The sequence below is a fragment of the Magnetococcus marinus MC-1 genome (assembly GCF_000014865.1).
GTDB lineage: Bacteria > Pseudomonadota > Magnetococcia > Magnetococcales > Magnetococcaceae > Magnetococcus > Magnetococcus marinus.
The window spans coordinates 1,887,299-1,899,420 of sequence record NC_008576.1; the positions used below are offsets into that span (position 1 = coordinate 1,887,299).

The following is a 12,122-nucleotide window of genomic DNA, read 5'->3' on the forward strand; positions in this document are numbered from 1 at the left end:
TTGGGGTTGAGCTCAATCATTTTTAACCATTATAAATGAGGGTTTTTTGCGTGCGTGGACATAAACGGAAGCATATTTTGGTGACGGGTGGTGCCGGTTTTTTAGGCTCACATTTATGTGAACGCTTGCTGAACGCTGGGCATGAAGTCATTTGTGTGGACAATTTTTTTACCGGGGATCGGGATAATATCCTGGCCATTAGTGGGCACCCTCGGTTTGAGTTTATTCGCCACGATATTACCTTGCCGATCTATTTGGAGGTGGATGAGATCTACAACTTGGCCTGTCCGGCCTCACCCATTCACTACCAGTTGGATCCTGTGCAGACCACCAAAACCAGCGTGCATGGTGCGATCAACATGTTGGGGCTCGCCAAACGCACTGGGGCGAAAATTTTTCAAGCCTCTACCAGTGAAGTGTATGGCGACCCGGCCATGCACCCACAGCAGGAAAGCTATTGGGGTAATGTTAATCCCATTGGTCCACGGGCCTGTTATGACGAAGGTAAACGCTGCGCTGAAACGCTGTTTTTTGATTATAATCGCCAGCATAAAACGCGCATTCGGGTTGCGCGTATTTTTAATACCTACGGTCCCCGCATGCACCCAAATGATGGGCGGGTGGTCTCTAACTTTATTGTACAGGCTTTAAGGGGAGAGCCTATCACCCTGTTTGGTGAGGGACAACAGACTCGATCATTTTGTTATGTGGATGATTTGATTGAAGGATTTGTAAAATTGATGGATGCGCCAGATGATGTGACGGGTCCCATTAATCTTGGTAATCCGGTGGAATTTACCATTCAACAGCTGGCCGAGTTGGTGATTGAACTGACCGGTGCAGGCTCAATATTGGTACACAAACCACTGCCACAAGATGATCCTCGGCAACGCAAGCCTGATATTACGTTGGCACAACAGCATTTAAATTGGCAGCCTACCATCCCCTTACGGGAGGGCTTGGGAAAAACCATTGCCTATTTTGAGGGATTACTTCAGCGTGGAGAGCTGTAACATATTGTGATAAAGCGTATTTTTACTACGATGCTGCTCGCGCTAACGCGACAGACGAGGCGGTGACAGCTGGAAATGGGTCCAATGGCACTCTACATAGGTCAACCGTAACCGTATGGGGTTAAAGTGACCTTTTAACACGCTGGGGGGAGAGAAAGGGGAATGTGTGAATGTCGTTATTGTGGAGACAGCAGGTTCAGCACTTTTTGATCAGCTAAGTGAACTGAATTGTCAACAAGATCTTAGTCTTACGTTAACACTTTTGCCTGATTTTAACGCCTTAGCAGCAATACACATGCAGGGTCAGGCGCAGCTGTTACTCTATTCCGCAGCATCCCTTGAAACAGGTCTTGAACCGCTTATACGGTGGCGCAACAATAATCCTGAGCAACGTTTGCTCTGTCATGCGCTGCCCCCCGGGCCTGCACAACAAGAGCGTGTTGAACGGTTGAATATGGCGGAGCTGTTGCTCTACCCCTGTCAAGCTGAAGATGTTCTTACACGCCTATTAAGCCATTTACTTAACCGTACCCTCAGCGAGCAAGCCTCTTCTAATGAAACCCGTGGCTCTTTTACCACCGGCAGCGAACCCAGTGAACGTCTATTGGCGGGCATGCATGTGGGTATGTTGGTGGTTAAATTGGAGGGTGAGCCCCAGCATCCTAGCTGTGTGGTCGAGCGTTGGAACCCCGCTTGGGCAAAGCTGCTCTCTGCTATGATGCAGGTGGAAGAAGGGCGTCGTGCCGAACAGTTGATGCCAACGCTATGGAACAACCATTTACAAGCGTTGGTTACGGATCTTTGGCGTCAGGGGCAGGCTTCAGTTGAGCCCGATCTGTTATACCAACATGGTTTGGCTTGGTTACATTTTAGCCTGTTTGCGATGGACGGCGACCGGGTAGGCATTACGGTGGTTGATGTCTCACGCTTTGAACAGTCGGTATTGCAACGTAATGCACAACTACAAGCAAAATTAGATCGCTATGAACAAACTGAGAAAGCGTTGCGTCTAAAGATTAAGGAAGTGGAAAAGGGTAGACGTTTACAAGAGGTGATTTTTAATATCACCCAGCTCTCGTTGACGCCGCGCCCGCTGGAAGAAATTTTAGAACGTTCTTTGCAGATGTTGTTGGTATTGCCTGAGTTTAATGTGCTGGAAAAAGGTGTGATTCTGCTGGCTAATGATGACAAGCAGCGGCTGCACATGGTGGCATCCCATGGCATAACCAACTCGCCCGTTATGATAAAATGTGCACAAGTTCCTTATGGGACCTGTCTGTGTGGACGCATTGCCCAATCGGATCAGGATGTGTTGGTTACAACCAACAGTTCATTGAAGTCAGGTCATGACGTGCAGTTTGCACAGATGGAGCTACATGGTCATGTGCATGTCAAGATTCTTGGTCGCGGTGGAAAGATGTTAGGGGTTATGACCCTCTATTTGCAGCCCAATCATACCCCCAACGAGCAAGAGATCTCTATGTTGCGCACCATGGCCAATACCATGGCTGGTGTGGTGGAGCGTCGCCAAGCAGAACAAGCCGCCCATGCGGCCGCTCAAGCGAAGCAAGAGTTTTTGGCCAATATTGGTCATGAATTACGCACCCCTCTCCATGGTATTTTGGGGTTTGCTGAGCGGGGGCTTAAACGATTACAGCGTGGTGAGCCTACGGTGGATCACCTGAACCGCTATTTTAATAATATTGTGAAAGGTGGGCAGCGTCTGCTGCTGTTATTAAATGACCTGTTGGATCTCTCTAAACTGGAGGCAGGTCGTATGCAATTCACCATGAATTGGCACGACCTAAACCGCTTGATTGAAGAGGTGTGTGAATCTTTTCACCCGCTTATTGAAGAGAAGAGGTTAACCGTAAAGTGCGGCGTACCCTTGCAAGATGGGCAAATTATGATGGATGCGGTGCGTATTCAGCAGGTATTGAGTAATCTACTGTCAAATGCCATCAAATTTACCCCAGAGCAGGGTGAGGTTTGGATTCATCTGCGGGATATTGAAATGCGCGGTGGACGGCGAGCCAATGATCCCGAAATGGTAGATGGAGTGGAGTTGGTGGTTGAGGATAGTGGTATGGGGATACCCGAGGGTGAGTTGGAGGAGATCTTTGATCAATTCGCCCAGTCAACCCGTACCAAGACCGGGGCTGGGGGTACAGGACTTGGCTTGGCGATCTGTCGAGAAATTATGCACAACCATGTAGGCACGATATATGCTGAAAACCGAATAGGTGGTGGTGCTCGACTGATTGTGACTCTACCAAGAGGGGGTGAACGCTAGAGTGTCACCGCAGCTCCGATTAAGGAATAGAGATCAATCGTATCGCGGCGTCGGCCATCAAGGGGGGATGGTGATCCTGTACGTATCTGTGTGGGTCGTTTTTGGGTATAAACGAGGGTAATCCATAATCATTGCCTATGGATGACGTGCTGGCTAAGGGTAAGAAGATGGGCAGTAAAGGTGTGGTTTTAGCGGTGGATGACGATCCCCTCAACCTAGAGCTTATTGAAGAGCTGTTGGATGAGGTGGGCTATGAGGTCCATTTAGCAAAAGATGGAACAGAGGCGCTGGCTTGGCTGGAAAAAAATCCTACCCTACCTGATGTGGTGTTGCTTGACCGTATGATGCCTGGGCTTGATGGCATTGAAGTGCTCAAACAGATGAAACAGTCTGCCCAACTGGACCGTATTCCTGTCATTTTTCAAACAGCAAAATCCAGTGAAGATGCTGTGCGTGAAGGGTTGGAGGCCGGGGCCTTTTACTACATTACCAAACCTTTTAATGAAGATGCTCTATTAGCCGTGGTGGCCACCGCGTGTGAGGAGCACCGCGCCTATTCAAATCTCTTAAATGAGGTGCGTAAGACGGTTTCTGGGTTAAAATTAATGCAACAAGGCGTATTTGAACTACGCACCTTGGAACAAATGGTTGATCTGACGGGGCTGCTCTCTACCCTGTGCCCACATCCTGAATCGGTGGTAGTGGGTCTCTACGAACTGCTGATCAATGCTGTGGAGCATGGTAATTTAGGTATAACCTATCGGGAAAAAAGCCAGCTTAATCTAGAAGGTCGTTGGCATGAAGAGGTCGAACGGCGGCTGAACCTACCCCAATTCGCGGAACGTAAGGTGCGTATCGAGTATGGACGCGATACGCAACACTGCTACTTTATCATTCAAGATGAAGGGAATGGCTTTGATTGGGAACAGTATCTGGAGTTTAGTCCAGAGCGTGCCTTTGATACCCATGGGCGGGGGATTGCGATGTCTAAATTAATGAGTTTTAGCAAGCTGACCTATATGGGGAATGGCAACACCGTCCGTGCAGAAATCGCCCTAGACCATGAGGCTTGATAAGTCTGAAAGGTATAGAGCGTGTCCGCCATTGCCAAGAGAGCCGCGTGCGTGCGCTGCCATTGGGCGCTTTGGTTGGCACGGCGTTTTATAAAACCACCAACAAACAGGCCCCCCCAAGGTGGCCTGTTTGTTGGTGGTACGGTGGAATAAGCATCATGCATCCAGATAGGGCCTGATGTCCACATCATCCATCTGGAAATCCAGCAGGTACTCTTCGCCGTATTCGTGATAGAGGCCACTTGATAAAAACAGCTGAAACAGCTCTTTATCAATATGCTGGTCCTTGACCATAAAGCTCATGATTTTTATGGCTTCACTCATTTTTTTGGGCTTTTTGTAGGGTCGGTCTGCGGCTGTGAGCGCCTCAAAAACATCCGCGATGGCCATGATACGAGCCTGAACCGACATCTGATCTTTCTTCAAACCACGGGGGTAGCCTGTACCGATCATCGTTTCGTGATGGGCACCGGCAAATTCGGGTACATTTTTCATCCCTTCTGGAAAGGGTAGCTTCTCCAGCATAAGGATACTTTGCACCACATGCTCATTGATCTTGAAACGTTCTTCATTGCTTAGGGTTCCCTTGGCAATGCAGAGGTTATAGATCTCCCCAAAGTTATATTGGTTCTCGGGTACCGGCATGGTAATACCCAGTGCCTCCAACTCTGCCACCTCTTTATCCCGATCAAGGCGTGGCAGAATATGATCAGCACGATCAGAGAGCAAAGATTCCCGAGCTGGTATGGCGACCTTCTCTAAATCCTTTACGCGCAACAGCTCGGCTTCTGAAAGGCCCAAACGATCATCAAAATAACGCATCCAGGGAATTTGCGCAATTTGACGGATACGCTCTTGTTTTTCAGGGGCCATATACTCCCCGCCCACATTGGATGTAGCAAGAAATTCAAAATCATTATCCAACTGAGCCTTCTTCTCTTTCAGACTCTTTTCCAACGCATCGAGCATGCCGTTGCCCTGTGCCACATCCTGCCAAAACTGAATTTGGGCATCTCGGTAGAGCACTTCAAAACGCATGCGTACTTCGTGGATACGGTTATAGGTGGTTTCCAGTTTGGTCGCTTTGTCCACCACATATTCCGGGGTTGTTACCTTTCCACAATCATGCAACCAAGCCGCAACACGCATCTCTTCGGCCTGCGTTTCGTTCATGGTAAAACCGGCAAAGGGGCCATCCGTTGCGCGGTTGGCCAAATCCGCCAAACGCTGTCCCAAAATGGGTACCCGTTCACAATGTCCACCGGTATAGGCGGACTTGGCGTCAATGGCACCGGCCATAAGGCGGATAAAGGAGTCAAAAAGCGCTTTTTGGGCTTCTAACAGCGTTTTATTCTCCAATGTTACCGCAGCCTGGGCAGACAGTGCCTCAATGATGGAGACTGTATCTGCCTCAAAGGGCACAGTGGCACCTGTAACGGGGTCTTGGGCATTAAGGAGTTGCAAAACACCCAACACCTTGCCGCCGCGTGGCACCAGCGGGACGTTGAGAAACGATTGAGAACGGTAGCCGGTGGCGGCATCAAACTTACGGGTTCCAGAAAAATCAAATGTGGTGTTGTCATAGGCATCGACAATATTGACCGTTTTGGCCGTAAGTGCCGTATAGGTCGCCACATTGGAGTGGTTGGGCTCACCGGTCTCTGGATGATGAAGATTCATGGGGGGGAGGGTCACGGGCTGACCACTCTTGCCGCCCATGGACATCCCCAAGGAGTTGGTACGCAAAATTTTAAAGTGAAGTTTGTCATCTTCGAGCATATAGAGGGTACCGGCATCAGCCCGGGTTAACTCAATTCCCCCCAATAAAATCTTTTCAAGTAACACTTCATGATCATTCTCCACCCCTAGGGATATGGAGATATCAAGTACCTTCTGCAACTTGGCTTGGGAGCGTTGCATCGCTTCGGTACGTGCGAGGATGGTCTCTTTCAAAGCCGCAAAACCAGAGGTTAATTGATTGACCTCGGTAATCATAGATCCTTCTGGAGACTTTCCATCAAAATCCAGACGCTGGATTCTCTCGGCGTCCTCAGCAAGCAGCACCAACACTTTACTAAGCTTGCGGATACTCCATATGATTAAGGGAACCAATACCAGCATCAGCAGCAGCACGGAAACCAAAATGGTCTGACGCATGTTGCGTACATGGCCGGTGAAATCGGAAAGCGGTGAGATCACCGCTACATTGAGCGTATGTTCAGGAATCGGCGTGTAGGCGTGCTGGACCAATAAGTAAGGATCCCCTTTAAAAGGATGGACCTCAACCTGTTCTCTCGCTGGGTTAAGATTCTCCAACAGCGTCACCTGGGGTATCCCCAGAGCATCCATTGGGGTCAAAGATTGGATGGGGGTTTGGCCGTTGAATCCCTGGTAAGCCAACACCCTTTTTTGTTGATCAAAAATTAACAAATGGCTGTGTTTGGAAATCTGTTTTTCTTGCAAAAGTCGATTGAGCTGGCGCAATGTCAGGTCAACCCCAACCACGCCCGCCCCCCCTTTTAGGGCATGAGAGACGGTGATACCCAACTCTGGAGAGGAGTTGAACACATAAGCATCGGTCACCGAAAAAGTTTTGCTGGTCAACGCCTTGCCATACCAAGGGCGACTAACCGGGTTGTAGCTGGGGTTATCCGTTTGGCGATGCTCGAGTACTTTGCCTTGATGATCCAAAAATTGCAGGTAGGTTTTGCGGGGCGTACCGTGGATGATACGGGCAATCACGGCGGTCTGTTCTGGCGCTTCATAGAGGGCTCGGACGCCTGGGTTTTCTACAGCGGCAATGGCTTGAATAAAGTCTCCGTTGGCCAAACCAACATAGACGGCATATAGGTTTTTATCCACCTGAAGGGATTCGATCAACTGTGCCATAAAGGGATGGTTCATACCATCCCCCACCAGGGGTGCGTTGATCGAAGGAGCGCTGGCATGCACACGGCTGAGCACCATGGCTGGCCGGAGAACCCCTTTTAATTGGTGGGTGATATCCGCTGTTGTGGATTGAAAGAGGTTGATCGCATCCTTTTGCGCCGTAAGAACGCTCTGCCGGTGAACAATGAAGAAAATCATGACCGTGAGCAGAAGCACAACAGCCAAAAGATAGAGGCTCATACCAATATGAAAGGGGAACTGTTTTTTTGTAGGACTCTTCATGATCGCCTCAAATTTCTATAATTGTTCACTGATCTAGGGGAGAGCCGTGGCAGGTATTCCTTGAGTATCAGAAACAAGGGGGTGTAACTGCCCGCATCACGCTTGAAAAGGGGCTCATACATCCATGGATGAGCGTGATAGAATCTGTAATAGGTCACTGCCCGATTGTTTCCCCCGCCCAGCACCAGACCGATTCATTCTTTGGTTCGCGATCGTACTTGATTGAATACGATTCAATAGATTCACTATGGAGATTGGAAATAGATCTTCCTAAGTTGATATAGTGGATGCGGTTCCATATTTTTTCAAGAACTCCTTCTGTTACCGGATATTTTTTTTGAACATCATTGCTTAGTGATGGCTAAGTTTCGCGTAAAACACCGATAATAAAGGTTATTTTCCGATATATAGGGGAATGTATTGTCGAAGAGCATTGGCGTAAAAATCGCTGTTGTAGGGTTAAAAGATGGTGCAGAGCGTGGCCTTCTGCCGCTGTTATGTCGACTAGGCGCCATAAAAAGGCTTAATGAGCTTCCAGGGTTCACGCCAGAGCATGCCCATACCAATGGATTAGCCAAAACCGTCAGCTGCGTATGGGGTGATGTGAAAATTCAGATGGAGTTTACGCCTGCTAAGGTTTCTGATTCGCATTTAAAGGGTTATGAAGGCTGCATGGTAAAGCGGCAGGATTTGACCAACGATTTGGGGGAATGCCGAGGATATTGGAGACGGTCAGCTGGTGACCACGTTCTAATCGAGTAACCGCTGATGGCCGCCTAGCGCGCAACTCGGCTGCTGATGCGCGTCGCTAGAAAAAAGGGGAAAGGGGCAGAAACATTAAACTGCAAGATAAATGTTACCAAGCTGTCATGAGAATGCCCTTCAAAACGATATTTTGCACATTATGCTCTGGGCGTTCTGTATGGGCAGGACTTTCATTTATGCGTGGATGCCCATAGGGAATATAGGGTTAAAGCACTATTTGGTTAGCTGCTTTGTGGGTTCTCTTTGTTTTTTTGGGAAAGGCCAAACGCCGTCATGACTCTTTCGGCACTCACCCTCGTCATTGTACTGCTCGCAATGGGCACCTACATGGGACGCCGTCACGCCTTTAAAATACTGGAGGGTAGACATCCTAGTGAGCTCCACTCACGACCCAACTACCACGGTGCTTTTGTGGGGTTGTATGCGGCCCTGCCAGGTGCCGTAATTTTGATGGGTTGGTTGATCTTTGAACCTGACCTTATCCAATCTATGGTCATGGCGCATTTTAACATACCAGAAGGGCCAACCATGACCGAACAGGTCATGGTGATCATGAATAAGATCAAAATTGTTGCGGCTGGTGGTCAGCTCATGGGTGGTGTGAGTGAGCAGATTACAATCGCATCTCAACAATATAATGAATTGAAATCTGTAAGCTTTTATACGCTTATGGGCAGTTTGTTCGTGGTGCTTAGCGGGGCCATGAGTTTTGCCTATATGCAGTTGGGTATCGAAAGCCGGGTACGCAATAAAGTCGAAAAAGTCGTACGGGTTATCCTCATTGGCAGTTCGACACTCTCCATTTTGGTAACGTTGGGTATTGTTCTGTCGCTTATGTTTGAAGCGATCCTGTTTTTTGGCCAAATCCCCCCCACGGATTTTCTGTTTGGTTTGCAGTGGAGCCCCCAAACGGCGCTACGGGCCGATCAAGTGGGCGGATCAGGATCATTTGGTGCCATACCACTGTTCGCGGGCACCTTGATGATTACCCTGATTGCCATGCTGGTCGCGGCACCCATCGGTTTGCTCGCTGCCGTGTTTATGTCGGAGTATGCTACCCCGTTGGTGCGTGCCTGGGTTAAGCCCGTGCTGGAGATCTTGGCGGGGGTGCCAACGGTGGTCTATGGGTTCTTTGCGGCCTTGACCGTTGCCCCCTTTCTCTCCAATACAGGTCAGGCCATAGGGTTGCATGTGGCATCGGAAAGCGCCTTGGCGGCGGGTTTGGTCATGGGTATCATGATCATCCCCTTTGTCTCTTCCCTCTCCGATGATGTGATCAATGCGGTTCCTCAATCTCTGCGCGATGGCTCATACGGTTTAGGGGCGACTAAGGCAGAGACCATTAAACAGGTCATTTTACCCGCAGCACTGCCCGGGATTGTGGGGGCTCTGCTGCTGGCGGTCTCACGCGCCATTGGTGAAACCATGATTGTGGTCATGGCGGCGGGGGCCGCAGCGAAGCTTTCGGCCAATCCGTTGGAATCCATGACCACCGTAACGGTGCAAATTGTCACCTTGTTGGTGGGAGACCAAGAGTTTGATAGTGCCAAAACCTTATCAGCCTTTGCCCTGGGTCTGACGCTGTTTGGCGTAACCTTGATCTTGAACTTTATCGCCCTGCGGGTGGTGCAGAAATATCGAGAGCAATATGACTGAGCACGCGAACACATCTTTCACTAACCCCACAGCATTGAGCTTGTTAAAAAAGCGGCGTGCCTCAGAAACACGTTTTAGGCTGTTGGGTATAAGCGGTATCGTGGTGGCATTGGCTGCGCTGGTGATCTTGTTGACCACCATGCTGGGCAATGGCTTAACGGCTTTTCAACAGACCCAGATCAAGCTGAAGATCCACTTTGACGAGCAGGTTATCGACCCTGAAGGCAAACGCGATCCTAAGGTGCTCTCGCATGCGGACTATCGTAAGCTTTATACCAATGGGCTCTATGCGCTGTTTCCGGATGTCAAAAGCCGTAGAGACAAGTCTGAATTGCGCAAAACTTTGATTAGCAGCAGTGCGCAATACGCCTTGCGGGACGTGGTGCTGGAGCAGCCTGAACTGGTGGGCACCACCCGCGAGCTATGGTTGGTGGCCAGTGATGATGTGGATATGTATCTGAAAGGCTACTTTACCAAGGATGTGCCCGAGAGTGATCGTCCCATTAAGGACATCACCATAAGCTGGATAGAACAGTTACAACACGAAGGGCGCATTGATAAAAAGTTTAACCGTGATTTCTTCACCAATGGTAGTTCTCAAGATCCAGAACAAGCGGGTATTTTGGGGGCGTTGGTTGGCTCTGGCTTGACCTTGTTGGTGACGTTTTTGGCCTCGTTCCCAGTGGGCTTGGCCACGGCGGTCTATCTGGAAGAGTTTGCTCCCAAAAATGGTTGGACAGATTTGATTGAGGTCAACATTAACAACCTGGCTGCGGTGCCCTCGATTGTCTTTGGTCTATTGGGGTTGGCGGTGTTTTTAAATGTTATGCATATGCCCCGCTCGGCACCAGTGGTGGGTGGTTTGACCTTGGCGTTGATGACGTTGCCCACCATTATCATCGCGACCCGCGCGGCGCTCAAAGCGGTACCCCCTTCATTGCGGGATGCCGCCCGTGGATTGGGTGCATCGCCCTTACAGGTGGTGTTGCATCACGTCGTACCCTTGGCGATGCCGGGAATCTTGACCGGTACGATCATTGGCATGGCGCAGGCTTTGGGTGAAACAGCCCCGCTGTTGATGATTGGTATGGTCGCGTTTTTGGTGGATATTCCCCACAGTGCCACGGATGCCGCAACGGTCATGCCGGTACAGATCTATCTGTGGGCGGACAGCGCCGAACGGGGCTTTGTGGAGAAGACCGCCGCAGCGACATTGGTATTGCTGGGTTTTCTGGTCTTGATGAATCTGCTGGCTGTGCTGCTCAGAAAGAAATTTGAGCGCCGTTGGTAGGGCACGACCTACGCAACACAACACTGTTTTCAAACGATAGGAAAGCGATAATAACCATGGTCGCAGAGATGTTACATAACGGTGATTCCTCACTCATTATCCCCAAAATGCAGGCGCGAGATTGCGGGGTTTTTTATGGGGAAAACAACGCATTGCGTGGTATTAACCTGGATATTCCCCCCCGTCAGGTCACCGCGCTGATCGGGCCTTCGGGCTGTGGAAAAAGTACCTTTTTGCGCTGCCTAAACCGCATGAACGATACCATTGAAGGGTGTCGTGTGGTGGGTTCTTTGACCCTGGATGGTGCCGATATTTACGATAAAAATGTGGATGTTGTGCAATTGCGGGCAAGGGTGGGCATGGTCTTTCAAAAGCCGAACCCCTTTCCCAAATCCATCTATGACAATGTGGCGTATGGGCCGCGTATTCATGGCTTGGCTAAGGATAAAGATGAGTTGGATCAAATCGTGATCAACTCATTGGAAAAAGCCGGCCTGCTAAAAGAGGTTAAAGACCGCATGGATTCGCCGGGGAATGGTCTTTCCGGTGGTCAGCAGCAGCGTTTGTGCATTGCCCGCGCCATTGCGGTAAGCCCTGAGGTTATCCTAATGGACGAGCCTTGCTCGGCTTTGGATCCCATTGCAACGGCAAAAATTGAAGAGCTCATTGATGAGCTGCGCGATAACTATACCATTATTATCGTAACCCACTCCATGCAGCAGGCGGCACGTGTTTCCCAATACACCGCCTTTTTCCACCTTGGAGATCTGGTTGAGGTTGATGATACGGAAAAGATCTTTACCAACCCCTCCGATGAGCGGACTCAGGGGTATATTACAGGCCGCTTTGGATGAGTCTTA

The 12,122-nt window shown here is 49.7% G+C and carries 8 protein-coding genes; 7 read left to right on the plus strand and 1 reads right to left on the minus strand.

Annotated elements, in window-relative coordinates; translation table 11 throughout:
• Window positions 1–35: 35 nt before the first annotated feature.
• From MMC1_RS07820 to MMC1_RS07830, 3 genes are all read left to right on the plus strand, one after another.
• On the plus strand, window positions 36–1,013 hold the full coding sequence (locus tag MMC1_RS07820; protein WP_041640987.1) for a UDP-glucuronic acid decarboxylase family protein: 978 nt from the start codon (window positions 36–38) through the stop codon (window positions 1,011–1,013).
• A 295-nt stretch (window positions 1,014–1,308) separates the two neighbouring features.
• Entirely contained in the window at window positions 1,309–3,306 is a 1,998-nt protein-coding gene (locus MMC1_RS19855; RefSeq protein WP_143711385.1) for a sensor histidine kinase, read from the plus strand.
• A gap of 167 nt (window positions 3,307–3,473) precedes the next feature.
• Complete coding sequence (locus MMC1_RS07830; protein WP_041642174.1) at window positions 3,474–4,379, plus strand: response regulator; 906 nt, start codon at window positions 3,474–3,476, stop codon at window positions 4,377–4,379.
• 156 nt (window positions 4,380–4,535) lie between these two features.
• Here the strand turns inward: MMC1_RS07830 and MMC1_RS21170 are convergent, their stop codons facing one another.
• On the minus strand, window positions 4,536–7,550 hold the full coding sequence (locus tag MMC1_RS21170; RefSeq protein WP_011713197.1) for an HD domain-containing phosphohydrolase: 3,015 nt from the start codon (window positions 7,548–7,550) through the stop codon (window positions 4,536–4,538).
• 420 nt (window positions 7,551–7,970) lie between these two features.
• Here MMC1_RS21170 and MMC1_RS07840 point away from each other — a divergent pair, with 420 nt between their 5' ends.
• The 4 genes from MMC1_RS07840 (at window position 7,971) to pstB (ending at window position 12,116) form a co-directional block, all read left to right on the plus strand.
• Window positions 7,971–8,312, plus strand: a complete 342-nt coding sequence (locus MMC1_RS07840) for a YfbK domain-containing protein (RefSeq protein WP_041640991.1) — start codon at window positions 7,971–7,973, stop codon at window positions 8,310–8,312.
• A gap of 276 nt (window positions 8,313–8,588) precedes the next feature.
• Window positions 8,589–9,971 carry a phosphate ABC transporter permease subunit PstC gene (gene pstC / locus MMC1_RS07845; protein ID WP_011713198.1) on the plus strand — a complete coding sequence of 461 codons (1,383 nt, stop codon included), beginning with the start codon at window positions 8,589–8,591 and terminating at the stop codon, window positions 9,969–9,971.
• Entirely contained in the window at window positions 9,964–11,262 is a 1,299-nt protein-coding gene (gene pstA, locus MMC1_RS07850) for a phosphate ABC transporter permease PstA (protein WP_011713199.1), read from the plus strand. The genes pstC and pstA overlap by 8 nt, the downstream gene beginning before the upstream one ends.
• 68 nt (window positions 11,263–11,330) lie before the next feature.
• Entirely contained in the window at window positions 11,331–12,116 is a 786-nt protein-coding gene (gene pstB, locus MMC1_RS07855) for a phosphate ABC transporter ATP-binding protein PstB (RefSeq protein WP_320407288.1), read from the plus strand.
• The last annotated feature ends 6 nt before the right edge of the window (window positions 12,117–12,122 follow it).